The sequence below is a fragment of the Dietzia massiliensis genome (assembly GCF_018390595.1).
Lineage (GTDB): Bacteria > Actinomycetota > Actinomycetes > Mycobacteriales > Mycobacteriaceae > Dietzia > Dietzia massiliensis.
Genome location: NZ_JAHBAV010000018.1, coordinates 1 through 22,633 on the forward strand (window position 1 = coordinate 1; position 22,633 = coordinate 22,633).

General features: G+C 65.8%; 26 protein-coding genes and 2 pseudogenes. 17 read left to right on the forward strand and 11 right to left on the reverse strand.

Going from position 1 to position 22,633, the window contains the following annotated elements:
* Together istA and KHA85_RS06965 are read right to left on the reverse strand one after the other, a co-directional pair.
* Window positions 1–1,614, reverse strand: a 1,614-nt coding sequence (istA, locus tag KHA85_RS06960; protein ID WP_213185264.1) for an IS21 family transposase, incomplete at its 3' end; no start/stop codon positions are given.
* 264 nt (window positions 1,615–1,878) lie between these two features.
* Complete coding sequence (locus KHA85_RS06965) at window positions 1,879–2,514, reverse strand: LuxR C-terminal-related transcriptional regulator (RefSeq protein ID WP_308936886.1); 636 nt, start codon at window positions 2,512–2,514, stop codon at window positions 1,879–1,881.
* A gap of 130 nt (window positions 2,515–2,644) precedes the next feature.
* On the opposite strand from KHA85_RS06965, the gene KHA85_RS06970 reads away from it, so the two are divergent.
* From KHA85_RS06970 to KHA85_RS06995, 6 genes are all read left to right on the forward strand, one after another.
* Window positions 2,645–2,920: a WhiB family transcriptional regulator gene (locus tag KHA85_RS06970; RefSeq protein WP_213185265.1), complete on the forward strand. Its 276-nt coding sequence runs from the start codon at window positions 2,645–2,647 to the stop codon at window positions 2,918–2,920.
* A 400-nt stretch (window positions 2,921–3,320) separates the two neighbouring features.
* The gene (locus KHA85_RS06975) at window positions 3,321–4,121 is read left to right on the forward strand and encodes a PRC and DUF2382 domain-containing protein (RefSeq protein WP_213185266.1); all 801 of its coding nucleotides are present in this window, start codon (window positions 3,321–3,323) and stop codon (window positions 4,119–4,121) included.
* A 129-nt stretch (window positions 4,122–4,250) separates the two neighbouring features.
* Window positions 4,251–4,922, forward strand: coding sequence for an ATP synthase subunit B family protein (locus KHA85_RS06980; protein WP_213185267.1), 672 nt, complete (start codon window positions 4,251–4,253; stop codon window positions 4,920–4,922).
* Window positions 4,922–5,350 (forward strand): phage holin family protein, encoded by a 429-nt coding sequence (locus KHA85_RS06985; RefSeq protein ID WP_213185268.1) that lies wholly within the window; start codon window positions 4,922–4,924, stop codon window positions 5,348–5,350. The genes KHA85_RS06980 and KHA85_RS06985 overlap by 1 nt, the downstream gene beginning before the upstream one ends.
* Window positions 5,347–5,964, forward strand: coding sequence for a DUF3618 domain-containing protein (locus tag KHA85_RS06990; protein ID WP_131886538.1), 618 nt, complete (start codon window positions 5,347–5,349; stop codon window positions 5,962–5,964). Before KHA85_RS06985 ends, KHA85_RS06990 begins: the two co-directional genes overlap by 4 nt.
* Before the next feature lie 123 nt (window positions 5,965–6,087).
* Complete coding sequence (locus tag KHA85_RS06995) at window positions 6,088–6,906, forward strand: hypothetical protein (protein WP_213185269.1); 819 nt, start codon at window positions 6,088–6,090, stop codon at window positions 6,904–6,906.
* A gap of 2 nt (window positions 6,907–6,908) precedes the next feature.
* Here KHA85_RS06995 and KHA85_RS07000 read toward each other — a convergent pair whose 3' ends face one another.
* A complete protein-coding gene (locus tag KHA85_RS07000) occupies window positions 6,909–8,432 on the reverse strand; it encodes an IS1634 family transposase (protein ID WP_438802047.1) in 1,524 nt (507 codons plus the stop codon).
* Window positions 8,433–8,545: 113 nt separating this feature from the next.
* On the opposite strand from KHA85_RS07000, the pseudogene KHA85_RS07005 reads away from it, so the two are divergent.
* From KHA85_RS07005 to KHA85_RS07015, 3 genes and pseudogenes are all read left to right on the forward strand, one after another.
* A pseudogene (locus KHA85_RS07005) lies at window positions 8,546–8,644 on the forward strand (Lsr2 family DNA-binding protein); the annotation flags it as partial.
* A gap of 202 nt (window positions 8,645–8,846) precedes the next feature.
* The gene (locus KHA85_RS07010) at window positions 8,847–9,113 is read left to right on the forward strand and encodes a helix-turn-helix domain-containing protein (protein WP_213185271.1); all 267 of its coding nucleotides are present in this window, start codon (window positions 8,847–8,849) and stop codon (window positions 9,111–9,113) included.
* Window positions 9,110–9,484 (forward strand): CueP family metal-binding protein, encoded by a 375-nt coding sequence (locus KHA85_RS07015; RefSeq protein WP_083249563.1) that lies wholly within the window; start codon window positions 9,110–9,112, stop codon window positions 9,482–9,484. The genes KHA85_RS07010 and KHA85_RS07015 overlap by 4 nt, the downstream gene beginning before the upstream one ends.
* Window positions 9,485–9,580: 96 nt before the next feature.
* Here the strand turns inward: KHA85_RS07015 and KHA85_RS07020 are convergent, their stop codons facing one another.
* Complete coding sequence (locus KHA85_RS07020) at window positions 9,581–9,970, reverse strand: heavy metal-responsive transcriptional regulator (RefSeq protein ID WP_213185299.1); 390 nt, start codon at window positions 9,968–9,970, stop codon at window positions 9,581–9,583.
* A gap of 92 nt (window positions 9,971–10,062) precedes the next feature.
* Between KHA85_RS07020 and merA the strand changes: the two genes are divergently transcribed.
* The 6 genes from merA (at window position 10,063) to KHA85_RS07050 (ending at window position 15,988) form a co-directional block, all read left to right on the forward strand.
* Window positions 10,063–11,457 (forward strand): mercury(II) reductase, encoded by a 1,395-nt coding sequence (gene merA / locus KHA85_RS07025; protein ID WP_213185272.1) that lies wholly within the window; start codon window positions 10,063–10,065, stop codon window positions 11,455–11,457.
* Window positions 11,458–11,538: 81 nt separating this feature from the next.
* The gene (lspA, locus tag KHA85_RS07030; protein WP_227022071.1) at window positions 11,539–12,102 is read left to right on the forward strand and encodes a signal peptidase II; all 564 of its coding nucleotides are present in this window, start codon (window positions 11,539–11,541) and stop codon (window positions 12,100–12,102) included.
* A gap of 604 nt (window positions 12,103–12,706) precedes the next feature.
* Window positions 12,707–13,273 (forward strand): copper chaperone PCu(A)C, encoded by a 567-nt coding sequence (locus tag KHA85_RS07035; protein WP_308936887.1) that lies wholly within the window; start codon window positions 12,707–12,709, stop codon window positions 13,271–13,273.
* Between the two features lie 6 nt (window positions 13,274–13,279).
* Window positions 13,280–14,536: a Dyp-type peroxidase gene (locus KHA85_RS07040; protein ID WP_213185274.1), complete on the forward strand. Its 1,257-nt coding sequence runs from the start codon at window positions 13,280–13,282 to the stop codon at window positions 14,534–14,536.
* 176 nt (window positions 14,537–14,712) lie between these two features.
* Window positions 14,713–15,357, forward strand: coding sequence for a DsbA family protein (locus tag KHA85_RS07045; protein WP_067718661.1), 645 nt, complete (start codon window positions 14,713–14,715; stop codon window positions 15,355–15,357).
* Window positions 15,341–15,988, forward strand: a complete 648-nt coding sequence (locus KHA85_RS07050; RefSeq protein WP_213185275.1) for a vitamin K epoxide reductase family protein — start codon at window positions 15,341–15,343, stop codon at window positions 15,986–15,988. Before KHA85_RS07045 ends, KHA85_RS07050 begins: the two co-directional genes overlap by 17 nt.
* Before the next feature lie 181 nt (window positions 15,989–16,169).
* Here KHA85_RS07050 and KHA85_RS07055 read toward each other — a convergent pair whose 3' ends face one another.
* Genes KHA85_RS07055 through KHA85_RS07065 form a run of 3 tightly spaced genes read right to left on the reverse strand, consistent with a single transcriptional unit; the run spans window position 16,170 to window position 17,343 of the window.
* Entirely contained in the window at window positions 16,170–16,991 is an 822-nt protein-coding gene (locus KHA85_RS07055) for an SURF1 family protein (RefSeq protein ID WP_182642091.1), read from the reverse strand.
* Window positions 16,961–17,128 (reverse strand): hypothetical protein, encoded by a 168-nt coding sequence (locus KHA85_RS07060; RefSeq protein WP_159981201.1) that lies wholly within the window; start codon window positions 17,126–17,128, stop codon window positions 16,961–16,963. Before KHA85_RS07060 ends, KHA85_RS07055 begins: the two co-directional genes overlap by 31 nt.
* Before the next feature lie 14 nt (window positions 17,129–17,142).
* The gene (locus tag KHA85_RS07065) at window positions 17,143–17,343 is read right to left on the reverse strand and encodes a hypothetical protein (RefSeq protein ID WP_017838586.1); all 201 of its coding nucleotides are present in this window, start codon (window positions 17,341–17,343) and stop codon (window positions 17,143–17,145) included.
* A 446-nt stretch (window positions 17,344–17,789) separates the two neighbouring features.
* Between KHA85_RS07065 and KHA85_RS07070 the strand changes: the two genes are divergently transcribed.
* Complete coding sequence (locus KHA85_RS07070; RefSeq protein WP_017838585.1) at window positions 17,790–18,167, forward strand: hypothetical protein; 378 nt, start codon at window positions 17,790–17,792, stop codon at window positions 18,165–18,167.
* Window positions 18,168–18,927: 760 nt separating this feature from the next.
* On the opposite strand, the gene KHA85_RS07075 is transcribed toward KHA85_RS07070, so the two are convergent.
* Window positions 18,928–19,695 (reverse strand): M23 family metallopeptidase, encoded by a 768-nt coding sequence (locus KHA85_RS07075; protein WP_213185276.1) that lies wholly within the window; start codon window positions 19,693–19,695, stop codon window positions 18,928–18,930.
* A 481-nt stretch (window positions 19,696–20,176) separates the two neighbouring features.
* Between KHA85_RS07075 and KHA85_RS07080 the strand changes: the two genes are divergently transcribed.
* Window positions 20,177–20,872: a M23 family metallopeptidase gene (locus KHA85_RS07080; RefSeq protein ID WP_213185277.1), complete on the forward strand. Its 696-nt coding sequence runs from the start codon at window positions 20,177–20,179 to the stop codon at window positions 20,870–20,872.
* A gap of 73 nt (window positions 20,873–20,945) precedes the next feature.
* Here the strand turns inward: KHA85_RS07080 and KHA85_RS07085 are convergent, their stop codons facing one another.
* The 3 genes and pseudogenes from KHA85_RS07085 to KHA85_RS07095 form a co-directional block, all read right to left on the reverse strand.
* Window positions 20,946–21,257 (reverse strand): hypothetical protein, encoded by a 312-nt coding sequence (locus tag KHA85_RS07085; protein ID WP_063973418.1) that lies wholly within the window; start codon window positions 21,255–21,257, stop codon window positions 20,946–20,948.
* An 8-nt stretch (window positions 21,258–21,265) separates the two neighbouring features.
* Window positions 21,266–22,196 (reverse strand): annotated as a pseudogene (locus KHA85_RS07090) (IS5 family transposase).
* A 26-nt stretch (window positions 22,197–22,222) separates the two neighbouring features.
* Window positions 22,223–22,564 (reverse strand): hypothetical protein, encoded by a 342-nt coding sequence (locus tag KHA85_RS07095; RefSeq protein ID WP_213185278.1) that lies wholly within the window; start codon window positions 22,562–22,564, stop codon window positions 22,223–22,225.
* Window positions 22,565–22,633: the final 69 nt, after the last annotated feature.

The following is a 22,633-nucleotide window of genomic DNA, read 5'->3' on the forward strand; positions in this document are numbered from 1 at the left end:
CTCAAGCGGGCGCTGGTTGGTGGTGGTCAGGAGCTGGTCGTAGCCGGCCAGTGACGGGGCGGGCCTGTGGTCGGTGGCCGCCGGAGCGGCCGTGGCCGGCAACGTGATCGGCGGGGTGGCGGCCCGCCCGCAGGTGGCGCTGCGGGCGTGCACGGCGACCAGGTCGGCATCGAACACCCCGTCGGCGATGGCGGCGGCCATCCCGGCGGTCACCGCAGATGGGGTCATGGTGCGATGCAACAGCAGGACCCCGATCAGGGCGCGGGTGCCCGCGCCATCGCCCAACGCGGTGCGGGCGGCGGTCCAGAACCGCTGGTGGTCGGCGGTGAACAGCCCCGATGCTCGGGCTGCGGCCAGGGCGGTCGACCCGGCCAGCGCACCGGGTTTGCGCACCAGCACCTCCAGGTAGTGGTCCAGGACCAGGTCCTCGGTGCCCTTGTGCAGTGAGCGGGTGTGCTCGGCGATGACCTTGCCGTGCGCGGCCGGGTCGAGCACGCGGATGCTGGTGGCGCCCAGGCGGACCTCGAGACGACGCCCGACGTGGCGTGCGGGCACCGAGTAGTAGGACTGGCGCACGCACACCCGCGCTTTGGCATCGACGCGGCACGACAGGACGGCGGCCACATCGAAGTCCTCGTCCGGGAGCGGCCGCAGCAACGGTAGTTCTCGGGCCGCGGCGGCGCCGACGGTCTCGGCGCGGGCGCCGATACGGCGGGCATCATCGCGGGCATCGCCGGCGGCGATGAGCTCGTTGAGTTCGGCCAGGGAGCCCACTTTCGGTACCGGGGTCAGGTGCCGGCGCCTAAACCGGCCGATCTCGCCCTCGACGCCGCCCTTCTCGTGGGCGCCGTCCTTGCCGGGGAGGCAGTAGAACGAATCGAACCCGTAGTGCGAACGCAACGCCACGAAACGGGGGTGTTCGAACCGGTCCCGGCCAAGCGCGACCCTGGTCACCGCCGGTTTGAGGTTGTCGTAGCGGATCATGCCGACAGGTACCCCGCCGAAGGCGGCGAACGCCCGGACGTGGCCGTCGAAGAACGATTCCTGGGCCTGGTTGGCGTAGGCGAAATGGAACGCCTTGCCCGAATGCGACAGGCGCATGCAGAACATGAATATCTTCATCACCACCCCGGCAATGGTGACGGTGAACTCGCCGAAGTCGACCTCGGCCTCCTCGGCCGGCGGATGAGTTTGAGGCACCATCACCTCTTTCGGCCCGCTGATCTCGGCGCGGAGCTTGGCCACCAGGTTGCGCACGCTCGACTCGGCCACCTCCACTCCTTCCTCCTCCATCAGGCGCTGCCACACGCGGCGAGCGGTGTGACGTTGCTTGCGCGGCGCCTCGAGGTCCTCGGTCAACCAACGCCGGATCGTCGCCTCATGCGGACCCAGAACCGGCGCCTGGCGTTCCGGGGTCTTACGTGGTGGCGGCACCGCATCGGCCAACGCCGCGCGCACCGTACGGCGGTGCACCTTGTGCCTAGCGGCGAGCGCCCGGATGGACAGGCCTTCGTCTCGGGCGTCTCGTCGGATACGTTCGAACTGCTCCACTCTCGATCTCTCCTTCAACCCCTTGCCTCTCGTGAACGTCTTTGGTCGGACGACACGAAACATAGGGTCTGATTGATCGAGGGTGGGGCCATTTCAGACCAGCACTACGCCTCCAAGTGGGGCCAATTCAGACTGGCACACTCACAAGTGCAGGCAGACAGTCCGATGTGCCGGGATCGTGGGCCCTCCTTCCCCACGGTGGCAGCCCACTAGAACCCCGGTGCCGCCGATTCGGCCCTGACTGCGCTGGGGCGTGCCGATGCTGTTCCGGTAACCCTGGCGGGCTGGCGCGTAACCCTGGCGGGCTGGCGCGCGTGGGGAGCTCGCTCAGGGGCCTCGTCGGTCGGGCTTGAGTCCGTGATCGATTCCCCACGCCACGGCCTGGGCTCGGGTGCTCACGCCCATTTTCCGATATGCGGACCGGATGAAGGTTTTGATCGAATTGGTCGACAGGTAGCACTGCGCGGCGATGTCCTTGTTGGATAGTCCCTGGACAATGAGACCGATCACTTCCGCCTCCCTGGGAGACAGGCCCGCCTCTTTGGCCGGCCACTGGTCCGATCGCATCACCGATAGGCCGGGTCCGACCATGGTCACCCGCTGGCCGGCGGCGATTTTTTCAATTCCTTCGACGAGTTCGAGCGCTGTTAGCGACTTCGCTAAGAATCCATGGGCTCCTTGGGCCAGGCTGTCATCGATCGCCCGTTGATCCGCGGCGAAGGAGTAGACGGCGACCGACCCGATCAATGGGTCCTGCAGTAGCGATTCCAGGCGGGCGTGCTTGCCCACAGGTGCGGCGAAGGTGTCATAGAGCGCGACGTCCACGGGGGCCGATCCACTGGTGACGGTGTGCCGTTCGACGACTTCAACTCGGTCCGCATACGGCGCCAGCAGTGCGTTGACTCCCGCCACTACGACGAGATAGTCGTTGACCACAGTCACCCTGATCGCTTTGCCGCTCACCGTGGTAATCGTAGGCGCAGGTGAACACCTCTCCACTTCACCCCTGGGGGTGAAGCCATGGCTGCTGTGGCCCGAGATAATGGGATGTCCACTTGGCGCGCGATGCTTGACGAAGGGCAGGAAATATCTGTTGACTCACATCATCGCCACGGCTCTCGATGACCGGTGGGCATGGGCCGATCGCGGTAGCTGCCAAGGGCAGGCAGAGTTGTTCTACCACGATGAGCAGGACCGCAAAGGGGTTCGGCGCCGTAAAGAGCGGGCAGCCAAAGTCCTCTGCGAGCAATGCCCGGTGATAGTGGAATGCCGCCAGTACGCGATGAAGGCGCGGGAGCTCTACGGCGTTTGGGGAGGCCTGACCGAAATGGAACGCCACAAGCTGGCAGGCCGCCTGCGCTCTGGCTGACCATGCCTCCGTACGACTGACCTACCAGTGTCCCTGCCCGGCCTAGCCCCTCTGGGCAACGGCTCGCGGGCAGGCACTATTTGCTCGCCTGACGGTTGTAACTCTTCTCGGCGTCGACCGGCCTGGAGCGCCCCGGGAAGATGTTCTCGTTAGACGCCTCCAGAGACGAGGAACTGGGCCGTCTCCACTTCTTGCAGGGGCCCGGTCCCGTCCTTTCTGCAGGCCGGTGGCGATCCCTGGGAGCGGCGGCACCGAAGCAACCCACCATCGGAATCACCCTCAGGGGTGAAGAATTGCCCGCGGGGGCCCGAGATAATAGGCAGTGAAGACAACGATCGGGTAGTTAGGTTCCGGTTCGTGGTCGAGGTCGCTTTGTTCCCTACTGCAAGGAGTTCGAAACATGACCGACAATTCGTTTGATCGTCTGGCTAATGCCACTGTTTACGACAATTCCGGAGACAAGATCGGCAAGCTCGGGACGTTGTATGTCGACAACGACAGCGGCCAGCCCTCGTTCGCCACCGTTTCCACGGGTCTGTTCGGGATGTCTGAGAGCTTCGTGCCGCTTCAGGGCGCGCAACTGGGTGACGACGAAGTGCGGGTGGCGTACACCAAGGATCAGGTCAAGGACGCTCCCCGTATCGATGCCGGTGGAGATCTTTCTCCCGCTGAAGAGGACCGGCTCTACAGCCACTACGGACTCACCGGCGGTGGGGCGGCCACCGGCCGTACCGACCGCGCGACGGTGTCTGATGATGACGTCGATGCCCGCGTGAAGGCTGGCACCACCGGGCAGGCGCGTGAGGGTGGCCATGAGGCCACCGACACCGTGACCGCGCACGAGGAGCGCCTCAACGTCGGCACGCGCACCGAAGAGACCGGCCGGGTGCGGCTGCGCAAGTACACGACCACGGAGACCGAGAACGTCGAGGTTCCCGTCTCCAAGGAAAAGCTCGTCGTCGAGCGCGAGGACGCCGGCGGCACGGTCCGCAAGGGTGGCCTCGACGAGGTCAGTGACGGTGAGCACGTCGAGGAGATCACTCTTCGTGAAGAGCGTCCGGTGGTGGAGAAGGAGGCAGTCGAGCGCGAGCGCCTTCGTGTGGGCAAGGAAAAGGTCACCGACACCGAGACCGTGTCGGAGGAGGTCCGCACCGAGCACATCGACATCGACGGCGACACCGACCAGACCACGCGGCGCTAGCCCGACTCAGGCCCTGTGACAGGCGCCGCCCGGCACCCAGCCAGCGGCGCCTGTCAGGCCAATAACGACGTGCACGTCACCACCAAGCTCGCCGGGTAGGCGAGCCGACTCGCAAGAAGGACACCGACGATGACACCGAACTCACAGGGCGCCGACTCAACCCCCGACGCCGCTCGCGAGCAGGCCTCCCAGATCACCGATCAGGCCAAGGGCGCCGCCGGGCAAATGGCGGGCACCGCCCGCCAGGAAGCGTCCCAGGTCACCAACGAAGCACGTGATCATGCCAAGTCCCTGGCCTCCTCGGCACGCGATGAGGCCCTGTCCCAGGCGGCCACCCAGCAGCAGCGCTTGGCCGAGCAGGCCCGTGTGGCCACCGATGATCTCCAGCGCCTGGCCCGCGGCGAACAGCCGGAATCGGACCTGGTGGGTCAGGTCATCTCCACCGTGGCCGATCGCGCCCACCAGCTCACCTCCGCGCTGGAGACCAAGTCGCCCGAGGATCTGTTGACGGGCGTGCGCCGTTTCGCCGCCCGGCGCCCCGGCACCTTTCTGGCCGTGGCCGCTGGTGTCGGCCTGGTTGCCGGGCGCCTGACCCGGGGGCTGGCCGACAGTGACGATGCTCCCGCGGCCGCCACCTCACCGGATGTCCCGACCCCTGCGCATCCGATGCCGGCCCCGGCCGATCCCACGTTCGACTTTCCCGAGCGCGTGGACCCCGTCCCGGCCATCGATCCGCTCAGCACTCCGCTGTTCGGGCAGGGCCCCAGCGGCGCCGACACCATCGATCCGGGTGGCCGTTGATGACCGGGTCCTCGCCAGTTCCCGAACCCGAAGCCGAGCAGCGCGCCCGTACCGAGTCGCTGGGGGAGATGTTCTCCAGCTTCGCCGACAACCTCTCCACCCTGGTCCGCAAAGAAATCGAACTCGCCAAAGCCGAAGCCACCCAATCCGCTAAACAGGCCGGCGCCGGGGTCGGGATGCTCGCCGGGGCAGCACTTGGCGGGTTCTTCGTCCTGATGTTTCTCTCCCTAGCTCTGGCGTGGGCGCTAGGCAACGTCATGGACCTGGGGTGGGCCGCCCTGATCGTGGCCCTGTGTTGGGCCGTTATCGCTGCCGTGCTCGCGGTGCTGGGCAGGGCGCGAATGACCAAGGTCAAGGGGTTGCCCCAGACCCAACGGACCATGCAAGAGATTCCGCCCACCCTCAACCCCAGCAAGGAGACGCCATGAGTACCCCCGAGGAGATTCGGGCCGACATCGAGCGCACCCGCGCCGATCTGGGCCACGATGTGGACGCACTGGCCGAGAAAGTGGACCCCGCCAAGGCCGCCAGCCGTCAGACCGACAAGGTCAAAGACCGGTTCAGCAGCATCCGGGAGTCCGTGATGGGCGCCGTGGACCACACCGCGTCCTCGGGCCAGGACACCGCGGCCCAGGCGCGGGACCAGGCTTCGGCACTGGCCTCGGAGGCTGGGCACGCTGCCAAGCAAGCACCCACCCAGATCAAGAACCGCACTCGCGGCAATCCGCTCGCCGCGGGCCTGATCGCCCTGGGCGCCGGATGGCTTCTCGGGTCCCTGCTACCGGCCAGCGACGCTGAGAAGAACGCGGCCACCACCGTGAAAGACGGGGCAGAACCGCTGGTCGATGAGGTCAAGGGCGTGGCTCAGGACATGACCGAGAGCCTTAAACCGCAGGCCCAGGACGCAGCCGAATCACTCAAGGACACCGCTAGCGCAGCGGCGGAGACGGTCACCAGCGAAGGCAAGCACCACGCCTCCGAGCTCAAGCAGAACTCCCAGCAGGCCGCGCAGAACGTCAAGGACCACGCGCAGGACTCCTAAAGCTCGAACCAACCGACACACCGGAAAAAAGAGGCGCGGGAATCGAGGCTCGCCAGCAGCGAACTCGATCCCCGCGCCCGCCTATCCAGCCGACAAGGTTCAACCCTCAAAGGAGCTCTACCCATGACCTCTGCAGACGACCGAGAGGACGCCAGAGCCGGCCGCGACCGGACCCCGGACACCACCGGATCCCACCGGCGATCAGAAACAGCGGGCTTCGCCCTCGGACACGGCCCCACGCACGGCTCATCTGCGCCACTGGCCCCCGAGCAGCACGACGACACCGCGCGAGATTCTCTCATCGGCACCGATCGAGGCCACCGCACCGCCAACACGTCGTGGGGTGCGATCTTCGCCGGCACCGTGACGTTTCTGGCCATCCTGGTGGTCTTCGCCCTGGCCAGTGCCGCACTGGGCCTATCAGAGGCAAGCGGCATTGCCGTGAGCATCTGGGGCGTGGTGGCGCTGGTGGTAGCGCTCGCCGTCGCCGGGTACATCGCCGGTGCCCTGGCCGTGCGCAGCGGCCTGCTCCACGGGCTGGTGACCTGGGCCACCTCACTGGTAGCGATGCTGGTACTGGTCGGATGGCTGGGCACGAGCATCCTGGGCACCATCGGAGGAGCGCTCGGCACCCTCGCCCAGACCGCGGGCAGCGCGACCACCATCTCCGCCGACCAAGCCAGCCAGGCGGCGCAAAACGCCGACATCGACCAGCAGGATGTCGACCAAGTACAGCAGCAAGCCGACCAGGCCGCCCAGGACGCACAAAACCAGTTCGAGCAGAACCGCGACGAGATAGCGACCGGGGCGTGGTGGGCCGTAGGCGGCCTACTGCTCGGAGCCCTCGTCACCGCACTGGGCGGCGCCGCCGGTGCCCGAAGCACCCACACCACCCGCGCAGACGACTACCGCAGCACCAGACCTGACTTCCACAAGTTTTAGTGTCACCCTGCGTTGATCGCGTCGATGACGGCTCGGGCGGCGTCTGGGATCGTGGGTTCGACAAGCATTTCGTGATCGCCGATGGCGACGGTGACGGTGCGCAGGGGCCGCAGGGTGGTGACGATCTTCTTGATCGACATGCCGGCGGAATCTTGCAGGTGCCGGGATACTTCCAAGGCGGCGAACACGACGGTCAGGTGAGCTTCAATCGCGTCGCGGGTGCGGTGGAAGATCGGGCGGGCCCTCAGGTCAGCCTTGGCCATACGGAAGGACTGCTCGACCTTCCAGAGATCGTGATAGGCCGCCACGACGGCATGGCCGTCCATCACGTCCGGGGCAATGTTGGTGACATACCCCTTGTAACCTGCAGATTCGCGGGCCCGCTCGATTGAAACCTCGTCCAGGATTACCTTTTGGTCGGTGACCTTGACGAATCGCTGCTTCTTGAGTGGCTCTGCCCGGTCGGCCACGCGTTGGGCCCGGTCGATCTGCGCGTTCAGCGTCCGCTGGTCTCGTTTGGCCCGCTCCCATTTGTAGTGCCACACCACCCGCCGGTCGCGCCGGTCCCGGCCTTGCCCCATTGGGCGGATCAGCTCCACGACGCCGTCGTCGGGGATAGCGTTGCCGCGGCGGCCGAAGTGCTCCTCGAGCTCCTTGGGCGCCTTGGAGGTGCGGGAGCCGACGATGAACGACAGGCCCGCGTCCTCCAGTGCATTGAGGTTGGCCGCCGAGAGCATTCCGGCATCGGCCACCACGACCATGTCGCTGATCTGGTGGCGCGTCTGGAAGGCCGTGATGACCGGGATCAGCGTCTTGGTCTCTGCCTTGTTGCCCTCAAAGACGTGCACGTCCAGCGGGAAACCATCCCGGGCCACCAGCAGGCCCACGGTGATCTGCGGATCGACCTTGCGCTCCTTGCTCATCCCGACTTTGCGCAGGTCATCTTCTTTTTCTGCCTCGAAGTACAACGTGGTCAGGTCGTAGAGCACCAACGCCACGCCAGGGCCGCCGGTGCGGGTGACGTGGGCCCAGCAGGCGGTGGCGATCAGGGTGCGGTAATCCCGGCCGACCACCCGCTGTAGACAGTTGTAGAGCGTGTTGACATGCGGTGGTGTCGTCCCCAACTCGGCCAGGACCCGAACCGAGTCCAACTTGCTGGTCGGCTCCACCACGCGGCACAGCACCAGGTCGCGGAACACCGGATCGCCCACCACGTCGAAACCGAGCCTGGAGTACGTACCGGTCAACCCTTGCCACAAGATCCGCGCCGTGGACTGCTGGATCCGCGCGGCCGTCGCCGCCGGCACGTCGATCACCGCGCCGTCGCGCTCGCCCAATTCCAGGTCAAACGCCTGCTGATCGCCCTGAATGCGCTGCTTGGCGACCTCGATCAACGCCGCCAACTCGCCGGGGGTGTGAGCCGAACCGAGGTGCTCGCGCACCACCAACCGGCCGCTTACCCACTCGACCAACTGCACGCCCGTGGCCCCCGACCCCGTCGGCACCTTCCGAAATTTCAGCCCCACACGTCCAAGCTACCGGGCCGTTTAGTGTCACAAACGCCAGCCCCGAACTCGACCTACCAGCGAAAACCGCAATCCCGATCCCTAGAACAGCGTCAACTTGTGGAAGTCAGGCCAGAGCGATTCGAGACTGGGCCCGCGCCAATGGTTACGACGTCTCAGACCGCGGACGCATCCCCGCCGACGTGATGCAGGCCTACGCAGCGGCAAACTAGCTCGACAGCCGGGCGCCAACCACGCGAGAACCAGCCCTGCCGCAACAGGCGCATGGCCGGCCATGGGTGGTTGACCCGTGCGGAAAACGCTCTGACCAGCCGTGAAGTGAACGCCGATAACTTACGTTATGTAAAGTGGAACTTGTCGCAAGCGTTAACTATCCCTTGACGATACCTGTGGCGCACCTGGACACTCGGAGCTATGGAGACTCCTCACCTGGTCGAGCTCATCGACGCCCACAAGCGCGCCTACGGCATCAGTGAGGCCGAGCTGGCCCGCCGAATCGGGATCACCCGCCAGAATCTGCACCTGTGGCGCACCCACGGCCTGCGCGGCCTGCCGGCCCGAACGACCCTCAACGGCATGGCTGCTGAACTGCGCCTTCCATATGTCCGGATTCTCGAGGCGGCCTTGCGCGATGTCGGCTACCTCGACGCCACCGACGGATTATCAGGCTTACTGGCATGACCGCCCCTGACCCCCTCGGCCCGGCGGCCACGATCGCGGCTCTGAGTTCCACCACCCACCCGCTCGGAGACCTGACCACGCTACCCGCGGCATCCGGGCTATATGCCTGGTGGGCGGCCCCAGAGATACTGCCGCACCTGCCCGGCCCCGCCCATCCGCACCAGGTGCAGGTCACCGTCACCGATACCGCCACCGGAGACACCCTCATCGACGAACCACGCACCACCTATGACAACGGCTTCCTCGGATTCTGGCTACCGCGAGACATCACTGCCACGCTCACCATTGATTGCGACGACAAATCGGCCACTGTTCCGATCGCCACCGGGGACCTGGACCTCACCTGCCTGACCACCATGAGACTCACCTGACAACCCCCACTGCCCGCATCAACACCCCCTGCCGGGTCGTGGCCACCGGCCGGCAGGGAAGCCAGGTGCGTCCCGAATGGGCCACAGCTCCGCCAGTCAGAGGTAGCGGCAGATCGTTTCGGCTTGGCAGGTCGCAGGGTCCACTGTGCGGCTGGCGGTCTGGAGCTGGGTGACTGTCTGACGCAGCTGCAAGAGGTCGGCTATCTGCTGGTCGATCTCGTCCAGTCGAGTCACCAGGAGCGTGTCGACGTGAGCGCAAGGTGCCTGTCCGTCATCGCGAATCCGGAGGATCTCACCGATGCGGGCAAGCGATAGTCCCGCGCTCTGGCCTCGCCGGATGAAATCGATCCGGGAGATCGCGTGCTCGGGATAGTCACGGTAGCCGTTGAGGGTTCGTTGTGGGGGCGGGAGAAGGCCCACGGATTCGTAGTAGCGAAGGGCTTTCGGAGTGGTGCCCGCCGCGGCAGCCAGTTCGCCGATCCTCATTGAAATTACCGTTCCTTCGAAACCGCCCGGTTTGACCTTCCAGTGCGCTGGAAGGTCCATCCTAATGAGCGAAGAAAGAGAGGGGCCATCTGATGGAACCGGGTTTCGAATTCGATTTGGCGGTAGTGGGCTCCGGCGGGGCAGCCATGGCGGCCGCTATCACCGCTCGACAGGCCGGCAGGACGGTGCTGATGATCGAGCGCGGCACCATCGGCGGCACCTGCGTAAACATCGGGTGCGTCCCGTCCAAGGCGCTGCTGGCCGCTGCCGGCACCCGCCAGGCCGCACTGACCAATCCCTTCCCAGGGGTCCCCACCCTCGCCCGGGACGTTGATCTGGGAGCGCTGGTCATGCAGAAGGACCAGCTCGTCACTCGACTGCGAGAGACCAAATACGCCGACGTCGCGAACGCCCATGGCTTCGAAATCCGCCGTGGGGAGGCTTCCTTCCTCGATCCCGACACTCTGGTGATGGATGGGGATCCGGTGGCGGCCGGTTCGGTGGTACTGGCCACCGGAGCAGAACCGGCACTACCGAAGGAGGTAACCGGGCTGGACGAGGTGGAGCATCTGACCTCGACCGCCGCCATGGAATTAACTGAACTGCCCGACTCCATGATCGTCATCGGCGGTGGCTACGTCGGTATCGAACAGGCCCAACTCTTCGCCCATCTGGGCACCCGGGTGACCATCATCGGCAGGATCACCCCTGCTGCCGAGCCGGAAATGGTCGCCATCCTTCGCCAGGCCCTGGCCCAGGACGGGATCACGGTGGTCGAGGAGCACGCCACCTCTGTCGACCGGCAGAACGCACAGGTCACAGTCCGCACCGCTTCGGGCCGCAACCTCTGCGCAGAGCGTCTACTGGTGGCCACCGGGCGTCTCCCGTCCACAGACCGCCTCAACCTGCCAGCCGCAGGCATCACCACCGACCCGGACGGATTCATCCTTGTCGACGAGCATCAACGCACCACCAACCGGCGGGTCTTCGCCGCCGGTGACGTCACCTCGGCACCCCAGTTCGTCTACGTCGCTGCTGCCACTGGGAAGGCCGCCGCCGTCAACGCTCTTCGGACCGATCCGCAGGGCCCAGCCGAGGTCGTCGACTACACCGGACTGCCGACGGTGATCTTCTCCCGCCCCCAACTGGCCACCGCCGGGCTCACCGAAGCCGCAGCCCGGGCCGCCGGGCACCGATGCCAATCCCGGGTGATGAGCTTCGAGGACCTGCCGCGCGCCTTGATCGACCAGGACACCCGCGGGGCGATCAAGATGGTCGCCGAAGTAGAAACCGGGAGGATCCTCGGACTCAGCGCCATCGGAGACCGCGCCGGAGAAATCATGCTCGCGGCCACCTACGCCATCACAGCCGGGATGACTACCCGCCAGATCGCCGACACCTGGGCTCCCTATTTGACCACTTCCGAAGCCCTGCGCCTGGTCGCAGGCACCTTCCACACCGAACTACCCACCTCCTGCTGCGCCTGAACACCGCCTCCACGTGGGGGCTTGGTCGGTCGCGTTCGAGGTTTCCTGCCGTCTCGGTTTCGAGTCGAGGAGGATGATGCCATGTCGAAGGACGTCAATCCCGTTACTGAACCACCCCGACAAAGCGAACAAGGTGCCCTGGCGCGAACTGTTCTGGTCGTCTCCGTCATGCTGCTGGCCGCGGCGGACCTCGGAGCTAAGGCTTGGGCGGGCGGAGCACTGGCCGACGGCCACACGGTGGATCTGGGACCAATGCAGCTGCGCCTGGGTTTCAACTCCGGGGTGGCGTTCAGCCTCGGCGCTGGCCTTCCCGCCGGCGTCGTTCTCGGCATCACTGGACTCATCATCGGTGCGCTGGCGCTCTTCACCTGGCGGGCCACCGGCACAGCAACGCGCACAGTACGACTGGCGTTGGCCCTGGTCTTGGGCGGAGCTGTGGCCAACTTCATCGATCGCGCCCCCGACGGGGTGGTGACTGACTACCTGCACACCGGATGGTTCCCTACTTTCAACCTCGCCGATGTCTTCATCACCGGTGGCGCTGTGGTGCTGATCGTGGCCACCCTTACCGGCCGCGACAGGATCGAGGTGTGGGAGACGCCAGAAGTTGCAGCCCGGCAAGTCAGGGGACCTCATGACAACTGAGGTGGCCGCGGCAGCATCGGCCTTGTGGTTCGGCCTCGTGGCCGCGTTCGGGGTGCGCTCCTAGCGCCCCCATCAGAGCACCGCTTTCGCCGACCTGCGCGACCTGCGCGGCCTGCGCGGCCTGCCCGGATCAGTCGAGTGGTTGAGGTGGGAGCTGGTGACGTCAGGTCTTGCGTGCCGACCGCGAGACGAGTCCGAGTTACACCGAGATTCTGCGACAGATGCTCACAGTGGCTGACCCACGCTCAGGGCGGCAGCGCTATCCCCGCTGCATTTCCGCCGATCCCGAGCCCGCTTGGTCGGCAGCCAGTCGATGCAGTTGCGCTCGCCTCTAGTTCGGCCGTACCTGACTGCTCAGGTGCCGACGTGGCCGCACCCGGCCGGTGCGGTGGCCGGCTCTGTCGTTTCTACAACCCACCCACGGCCGGTGGGTCGGACCAAAGCGCGGCATTATAGAGTCCTGGCTAGCCGTTGCAGCCCGAAACGCGCCGTAAATAATCCACGCCGGTGCGACGCTCCGTTTGGACAACAGGGGCGGTCGCGGTTCAGGTGCGTGGAGTTACATGGATGTGAGTGAGCTATGCGTAGGACTCCCTTCGTCGCGGTGATCGCCGCGGTCGCCCTGGGCCTGGCCGGGTGCACCTCGGAGAACACCGAGACCGGGACGGAGACGACCGCAGCCTCGACCGTCGGCGCGGCGCCCCTTGTGGTGGAGGATGCGTGGGTCAAGGCCACTGATGTCAATGGGGGCACTGAACACGGCGAGGCCGCCACTGGTGACCCCGGTTCTGCTGACCCGAATGCGCACGGCGACGGTGGCGCGATGGCACCGGTGTTTGGGATCGTGCGGAATCAATCCGATGAGGATGTCCGCTTGGTCGAGGTGGCCTCCGTGGTCTCCGGTGAGGCCGAGTTGCACGAGACCGTCTCGGGGGCGGCGGGTGGCTCGATGATGCAGGAGCGAGAGGGCGGCTTTGTCATCCCGGCAGGCGGAGAGCTTGTCTTCGAGCCTGGCGGGAACCACATCATGCTGATGGGCGTGCACGAATCGATCCGCACGGGTCAGGAAGTCGCCGTGACCCTCACATTGGAGAACGGCGACAGCAGCGAGATCGTCGCCTCCGCGCGGTCGTTCGAGGGGGGCAATGAGCAGTACCAGGGCGGAGAGTGACCGGCAATGGGTGACAGTAACCGCCGCTCGGCGTTGAATCGCAGATCCTTCCTGGTCGGCGGTGCGGCTCTCACCGGTGGTGCCGCTGTCGCCGGAGGAGCTGCGGGGTGGGGAGTTGGTGGGCGCACCGCGACCGCGCGGACCCCTGATCGCGACGCGATAGCCAACTCCCGGGCCGTCGGCGCGGCCACCGAGCCTTTCCATGGTGACCGTCAGTCCGGCATCACCACGGCGCCGCAGGCGCATGCGGCGTATATGGCATTCGATCTGCGAGACGGCCTTCGCCGCACCGACCTCATCGGCGTACTGCGAGCCTGGACGCAGGACGCGGCCCGGCTCACGCAGGGGCGCGGCGGTCTGGCCGACCTGCAACACGAGTTGGCTGAAGGACCGTCCCGGTTAACGGTGACCATCGGCTTCGGCCCGGAGCTGCTCGGCAAGATCGGTCTTGGAGACCGCACCCCGGAGTGGTTGCAGCCGCTACCGGACTTCCCGCAGATCGACCGGCTCGAGGACCGGTGGTCCGGCGGCGATCTGCTGCTGCAGGTCTGTGCCGACGACCCGCTCACCGTCGCCCACTCGGCCCGGATTCTGTCCTCGGGTGTTCGCGACGCGGTCCTTCAGCGGTGGGCGCAGCGAGGGTTCCGTCGTGCCGTGGGCACCGACCCGTCCGGGCAGACACAACGCAACCTCTTCGGGCAGATTGACGGCACCGCCAATCCCTCGCCGGCCGATGCCGACTACGACCAGTTGTTGTACTCCGATGGCGCCGACCGGCGATGGATGCGGGGCGGTACCTCCCTGGTGCTGCGTCGTATCCGGATGACGATGGACACCTGGGAGGAGATCGAACGGAGCTCCCGTGAGCTCACGATCGGACGGAAACTCGACTCGGGCGCGCCATTGACCGGTGCCACTGAACACGATCCCGCTGACTTCGAGGCGATTGACCAGACCGGGTTGACCGTCATCCCCACCGAGTCACACATGGCCCGGGCTCGGCCGCGGGTCCGGGCCGAGACGATTCTGCGACGACCGTACAACTATGACGATATCCCGGATTCCGGCCAGATCAGCAATTCTGGTCTGTTGTTCGCGTCCTACCAGGCCGACCCGGTACGCCAGTTCGTACCGATCCAGCAGCGACTGGCAGAGCAGGACATGCTCAACACCTGGACGGTCCCGATCGGCTCCGCCGTTTTCGCGATCCCACCGGGGTGCCACGAGGGCGGCTACGTCGGCGAGAGCGCATTGGAGGGATAGCCGCACGCAACCACCGGGAGCTGCGGTCGCCGACCCGCTCGATTCGGACCTGTCCGGCCATCGTCTCGTGGGTCGATCGCGCTCCGGTTGCCCGCCTCACCGCCGAAGCAACGGCTGCCCGATTATCATCCAGTGACCACGTCAGGGCACGCATGAGTTAGAAAGCGGACAATCTGTTGAGTAAGAATCTGAAACTCTCGCTAGCGCTGATCACGACTGCTCTGATCGTTTTGGTGGTGGCCTTACTGGCTGCCGGGAACGATTCCGGCTCCGAGCAGGCACGTCCTGATGACAGTCCGGGCACCGGAGTGTTGGTGCGTGAGGACAGTCCCCGACTGTCTGAGGGCGGTGACGCCGTCTTCGTTGAGTTCCTCGATTTCGAATGCGAAGCCTGCATCGCGCTCTATCCGACAATTGAGGACCTCCGCGAGCAGTACGGAGACCGGGTGACGTTCGTGGTGCGCCACATGCCCCTGCACGACAACTCTATGGCGGCGGCCCTGGCCGCCGAGGCCGCCGCCGAGCAAGGCCAGTTCGAGGCCATGTACCGCAAGTTGTTTGACACGCCCGAGCAGTGGGGCCACCAACAAACCCCGCAAATGGACACCTTCTTCGGCTATGCCGAGGAACTGGGGTTAGATATGGAGCGCTTCGAGAGCGCATACAACGACCCGGCCACCCTCGAGCGCATCGAACAGAGCAAGCAGGACGGTCAGAGCCTCGGGGTCAGTGGCACGCCGACCTTCTTCCTGGACGGGGAGCGCCTCGAGCCGACCAGCGTCACCGATCTCGAGAACAGCATCAATGCTGCCCTCGAATAGCTCAGCCACCCCGGTCGCACACTCCACCAACGCCGGCCCGGATCAGTACCCCCACCGCAGGCTCGCGGTGGTGCTGATCGTTGGTGGGCTCATCGGCCTGGTCGCAGCGGTAGTGCTCCTGGTGGAGAAGATCGCACTGATCGAGAACCCGGGCTACGTCCCGTCCTGCAGCATCAACCCCGTCCTGTCCTGCGGGTCGGTGATGACCACCGCGCAGGCCGAGGCCTTTGGCATCCCCAATCCGATCATCGGCATCGCCGGATTCGCCGCCACCACGGCCCTGGGTGCCGCGCTCCTAGCCGGGGGAGCATTTCAGCGGTGGCTTTGGGCCAGCATCCAAATAGGCGTCACCTTCGCGGTGGTGTTCATCCACTGGCTCATCTACCAAAGCTTGTACAGCATCGGTGCCCTGTGCCCGTACTGCATGATCGTCTGGGCGGTGACCATACCGATCTTCTGGTACTGCACCCTGTGCAATCTTCAGCCACTACGCCGCAGCGATTCGGCGGGTCTTGCGCGCCTCATCGCCGTAGTTACCGAATACCGGGGCGCGATACTTACCGCCTGGTACCTACTTGTCCTGCTGCTCATCACGCACCGCTTCTGGGACTACTGGACCACCCTCGTCTAGAAACGCTCGCCGAACAGCAGATCGCGTTCCGCGAGTCAGTCCTCGGCTCACTCGGGGGCGGCACACCGCAGTCTGCGCAGGCGCTCCCAGATCAAAGCAGCGCACGCCGGATGGCTCTCGGACCCGGTCCCCCGCCCGCTGTCCAACTCCTCGTACAGCTATCGACTGCTGTCGCAGACGATCAGGCGCGGTTGCCTCCACGCGAGCTGCGTCGATACTCGGATGCGAACCGGTCACCGTAGCGATCACGCATGGCCGCCGCTACGAGCCGGTCTGAGTCCGCGGCCTCGTCCGATGGACCATCGTCTCCAACCGTGGCCGCGGGAGGGCCCGACGGGGCCTGCGACGCTGTGGTGTCCTGCCCGGGACCTGCTGCCCGGTTCCCGCCCTTGCGTGGCCGCGCCGCGGCGGCATCGTTGTCCTCGTCGTCCAGACGACGGCGCTGACGTATCTCGCTCCACACGAAGTAGCCCAGGCCGATGGGAGCGAGGACCCCGAAGGCCATCCACTGCAGGCCGTACGACAAGTACGGACCCGACTCGGTGGACGGCACTGGCATCGGTTCCAAAGACCCGGGCTGCCCACCGGCGAGCTGGAGATAATAGGGCGACAAGTCGGTGCCGAGGAGGTCCCCGATGACGGGGGGGTCGATGTTGCGCACCATGTTCCAATCGTGCAGAACGATGGGTTGGGCGGGAGCATCCATCGGGATCCTGAGGCGGGCGATGATGGTCAGCTGGCCCGTCGGCGCGGACGGGAAGTCCGGGACCGCGTTGTCGTCGCCGACGCGGACCCATCCGCGGTTGACGAGCAGGGAGTCACCACTGTCGGTGCGGAATGCACGAAGTGCCTGGTACACGAGTTCACCGTCGACGGACTGCATCCGCAACAGGACATCCTCCATGGGCAGGTAACTTCCGCGCGCAGTAACCAGATGCCACTCGGAATCACCGAGAGATCCCTCCCGCCGGATCACTTCGTCCAACGGAACCGGCCCTGCCACGCTGCTCTCAACGAGCTGGCATTGCGTGCCTTGAGATCCTCGTACTTGTTCAACTGCCAGGGGGCAAGCATCGTGAAGCACAGGTAGGCGAAGAGGCTGATGAACAGAAGGGTGATCAACCATCCCGGCTTGAGCATGCGAGAGAACCGTTTCACCTGCCAAACAGTAATCGTGCCGGCTGTCCGATCACCCTGCGCATCACCACGGCGACGGGAGCCGGCTGCACGGGCCTGTCGGAAAACTGGGCTGACCGGGGGGCGCGCACCTCATTTACGACCTGTCCGGTGCCCTGGTGGTCCGTGATCAGCGTCGTCAGGTTTTCGACCTCCCGCCGATCGAACATGCTCGCCATCGAGCACCGCGCCCAGCGGCGCGCATGTTCATGCGGAGTAGTGACTACCGCTGCGTTCCCGGCCGAGGCCAGAGCCCCGGTGTGTTACGGGCCCGGCGTGGCTGCGCTGGGCGCCTACCTACTGGGCCGCCAGCACCTTCCGGTTGACCGGCGTTCCGCAGAATTCGGTGGTTCTGAAGCCATTCCGGGGTGTTCGCAACGCTGTGCCCTGCACGGGCATGTTGAGGTCTAGCAATTCGTGTCGACTCTGCCCGTGTCACCTAACCCCCCAAGCAGAAACGCGGGACTCATGACCGAATGGGACACTTGAAGAGCGCCCTGGAGTCTCGCCCCCAGCAGCGTCCGGGACCGTAGCCTGATTAGGCGTCGTTGGAGCCGATGACTGCTCGCAGAGCAACGGGCGTGCCAGCCTAGCTGCAATCAGATACCGACCTAGGAGATCAGCAATGATCGCATTGACCACGTGGACGGGCGGCATCCTCACCGCCACCGGACTCATCGCCTACTTCACCACCGGGATGGAGAGTGCCACCTCGCTGATACCGGCGTTTATCGGTGTGCTGCTGCTCATCGCGGCGTTCATCGCGAGCCGCGTCCCGAACGCCAGCCGAGGGGTGATGATCGCAGCGCTCGTCATCGCCGTGCTCGGGGCACTGGGATCTCTCATGCCGCTTGCCGACCTCGGCGCGTTGTTCGCCGGAGATGCAGAGCGGCCTGCTGCGGTAATCGTCAGCGGGATCATGCTGATCGTGCTCGTCGTGTACTTCGTGGCGGGCCTTCGTCAGATCCTGACCACTCGCGAAACGGGGCCAAAAGCAAATTGACAAAGACCCCGGCCTTTCGCGGTGGGGTGAACATCGGGAGGAAGATTCCCGCGGATCGTGAATCGGGGCGCTCGCCTCGCACCGCGGCTGACGCGGGTTGCCGGGGTCGAGAGCGTTCAGGACGTAGTCGGGGGCGCGGGGATCGGCCACGGCAACGTGCTCGGAGAGGTTCTGCTCGCAGCCGTCCTGGACCACCACGTTGGTCGCCATCGAACCGGGGCCAGGCCCGACGTGTACGGCAGGACGACCTCGACGTACCGGGTAGCCCGTTGAGGTACCGCACGCCCGGCGCGTACGGAGTCCCGTCGGCCCACAACTCCTGCAGCACGAGCGAGCCCGGCAGCATCTGCGTGAGGAGCACCGCAACCAACTCGACGCCGCCGGTGGAGGCGGTAAGCATCTGGTCCGGTCACCGGCCTGCTGATCGAATCCCGTACGACTCAGCTCAATGACCGCGATATCAAGACGGTCCGCGGAACCCCGGTTTTCGCTCCCAGCCGGGACACGCTTCCACGTCGCGCACGCGGCCGGAAACCAGGAACCACTCCTGCCAGCGTTCCGGAGAATTCTCCGGTTCTGGAGTCATTTCGGAGTGGGCGCAACGCCGTGACCTGCAGGGGCTTGTTTGAGATCTAGTAAGTCGGGGATTCCCCGAAGAAATGCACTACCGCGCGGGGTTGCAACGCCGGCCCGGAAATTGGCGAACACCAGCACGCGCTCCCCCGCGGGGAGGCGGTCGGCACGCCCGAAGTGGACGGTGCTAGACGAGGACTCCTTGGGCCGCGAGCCACGGCACCGGGTCGACCCACTGACCGGCGGCGGTCTGTACGCGAAAGTGCAGGTGGGGGCCGGTGGAGTCTCCGCGGTTGCCGACGGTTCCGATCACTTCACCGGCGTTGACCCGCTGGCCGACGCTGACATAGTTCTGGTCGTTGTGGCCATATTCCAGCAGTTCGCCGTCATCTGTGCGGATGCGGATCCAGATGCCGTACCCTGCGGCGGGGCCAGCGGCTTCCACAACGCCGCTTTTAGCGGCGTAGAGCGGCGTTCCAATGGGCGCACCGAAGTCGGTGCCGTTATGGAAGCTGCCCCACCGCGAGCCGAACCCCGAGGTGATCGCTCCTGATGTGGGGGCATACGCACCACCGATCTGCGGGAGACTGCCTTCGTCGAGGGAGCCGAACCCGAGTCCGGCGGCGTACTGCCGGACCTCACTTGGGGCCACGCCGAACTGGTCCCCAATCCTTTGGATCTCGGCTGGTCCGATGCCGAACTGGTCGGCCGCGGCCTGGATCGCCTCGACGACCTGGGCCTGATCGATCGCGACGGGTTGAGCGGCGGCGGCTGGCGCGAAAGCCAGACCAAGGCCGCCCGAGAGGGCTACGCCGACGACGGCGCCACCAACAAACCGCGACACCGTCGCGGTTTCGCTGGCCACACGATGGCGGCCGCCGGCCAACGTCGCGTTGTGCACGCCCAAACGCTCGGTGAGCTCTGCGACGGTCACGGGCCGGGTGGAGTCGATCATGGGGCTGTCTCCATCGTTCGGGGTGATGTGTTCCCGCGACGTCTAGGCGATGCGGGTGACCGATTTCGTCGGCAACACGACCCAATATAACAACTCGGTATCGATCGTGTCACCCCTCAGCGCGTAATTCGTGATCATCGCCAGCCCCAGTGCGCCCAGATCGACTCCCGGTCGGGGAGAAGTCGTCTCCACCTCGGAAGCTCAGCCAGCGCCTAACCCTGGCGGAGCTGTCACCTCACTGGTCCTCTCTGTGACGGTCGTCTCGGCCGTGCATCTGCCTTGCGACCCGGTTGGTCAGCCACTACCTTTAACCGGGGTCAGGTCACGAAACGATTACGGTTAGACGACGACGGGAGTCGGTAGCGCAGTGGAGAAGCGAGCAGGACCGAAGCACGCCTCTCAGTCGACCAGCTCCCCGCGGCGGCGCCGGGGAGCCCATCGCCGGGTTTCACCGAATAACCACCGCAGTATCGCCGCGGTCGTGGCCCTGGCCGCGGGTGCCTCTATTGCGGCAGCGGCTCCCGTCAGTGATCAGCGGATCGTTCTTCTCGCGACCGACGAGCCCCCGGCCGGTAGCACTGATGACGCGCACTCCAAAGATGCCCAGGCCGCGACCCCCTCGGCTCCGCTCCCCCTCACCTCCGATGACACGAACGTGGCAGGCGAGCCAGGACCCACCTCCGCGGCATTCGTCGGCAGTTTGCAAAGCGGCACCGAACTCAACTACGAGCGTGAGATTGCCGAGGAGCAGGCGCGGCGCCCCACTGTGGCCCTCCCGGCAGTGGGCATCTCAACGTCCTCCTTCGGCCCCCGGTGGGGAACGTCCCATTCAGGTCTCGATGTCGCCAACGCCATCGGCACGCCGCTCTTCGCCGCGACCGACGGAATCGTCATCGATTCAGGCCCCGCCTCCGGGTACGGCAACTGGATCCGGATCATGTCGCCGGACGGTTTCATGACCGTCTACGGCCACAATGAGAGCAATACAGTTCAGGTCGGTGACACTGTCGTCGCTGGTCAGCAGATTGGCGTGATGGGCAACCGCGGCTTTTCTACCGGCCCACACGTGCACTTCGAGGTTTGGGCCGACGGCGGCTCGCGGGCTGTCGATCCCTCGGCGTGGCTGGCAGAACGGGGCATCGTGGTCAACTCGGGGTCAAACAGCAGCGCCCTATGACACCGGAACTCTGACAGCGCAGACTGGCCGACAAGGGACTGCTCTCCCGGTCTCCCCCGGTGGTACTGGGCTTTTAGCTGTGACGAACAACTGACAAGACGACGCCCACCGGCACACTCACTGCGAGGCTGGCAATGACAATCCGGTAGAGCACGAGATACCACGTACGCGGGCGCGCGTGACGCACAGTGGCCAGGAACAACGTGAGCGATATCAGCAACAGCACACCGCCCGCGGCCACCACGATCACGGAGCCGGTCAGGGTGCCACCGAGTACCGCACTGTTGGCCAAGTTGTAGGCGAGAAGCTGGACAACACGCAGGCGACCGAACAGTGTGCCGCCAGTAAGCAGTGCCTGTCCGACGCCCAGCCCTACCTGGGCCACCCCCGCAACTAGGGTGTGTCTCCCAATCGGCGTAGCCAGGTGAGAATTGCGCAGAGGGTGACGGCGGCGCGGTAAGTGATCGCGAGTTTGTCGTAGCGGGTGGCCAGCGCTCGCCATTGCTTGGCCAGTGCGAAGGAACGCTCGACGACGTTTCGGTCTTTGTAGAGGTCAGTGTCGAGTTTCGGGGGTCGGCCACCGCGGCTGCCGCGGCGTTCGCGAGCGGCGATGGTGTCGCTTTTCTCCGGGATGACAGCGGCGATACCGCGACTGCGGAGCTGGCGTCGGATCGTGCCAGACGAGTAGGCCTTGTCTGCGATCACCGCGTCGGGGCGGGTGCGGGGTCGGCCCTTGCCGTGGCGTGGGACGTGGATGTCGGCCAGGACTTCGGCCAGCATCGCGCCGTCGTTTCGTTGCCCACCGGTGATCACGTTCGCCAGCGGTCGGCCGCGGCCGTCGACGGCACTGTGAATCTTGGTGGTCAGCCCTCCTCGCGAGCGACCGATGCCATGACCTGCGGGTTCACAGTCCCGGAAGGGCCGGTTCTTGTGATTCGACCCTGCCCCCTGTGTCCTGCTCAGGGCGCGTTGTATTTGTGCCGTGCTGATGAGCGCGGCAGATGGTGGCGTCGACCGAGACGTTCCAGTCGATCTTTCCGGCTGCGTCGGCATCGGCCAGGATCACGTGCAGGATGCGATCCCAGGTCCCGTCCCGGGCGTAGCGGGCGTGACGCTTCCACACGGTCTGCCACGCACCGAACTCCTCGCGAGGTAGGTCCCGCCAGGGAATACCGGCGCGGTAGCGGTAGATGATCCCCTCGACGACCTTGCGATTGTCGCGAAACGGATGCCCCTGCCGCCCTTCATTGGAGGGCAGCAGGGGCTCTATCCGCTCCCACTGCTCGTCGGTGAACTGGCGAAATCGTGACTTCGTCTGACCCATACGGCCACGGTCTCGCGGGTCACCGCTCAGCTATGGGAGACACGCCCTAGCACCAGGTAGGCCGCCACCCAGGAACCCTCATCGAAACCGGTGGGACCGGTGACCGCGGCGACAAGGCCGCCCGCGATGATGGCGGTGAGGCCGACGAGCACGAATTCTCGCATCGCCCGCCAGTGCGAGCGTGTGAACTCGGCCTGATTACGTGCGCTGTGACTCAGTTCGTCGCCCATTCTCTGTTTCCCCTCGCCGTGATCGGTGTCGTGGTCCTGGTAGCGGGGTTGCTCGCCACTGAGGTGGAGACCACCGGGTTGTCGCACCCGCCGGTTGGTGGGGTTGGGGATGTTGCGGCGGGCGGCCATCTCGTTCATGGGCTCGCTCCTATCGCCGACGTGCCTGGGGGACGAACAAGGGGGTGTGAGGGAACCATCCTCGACGAC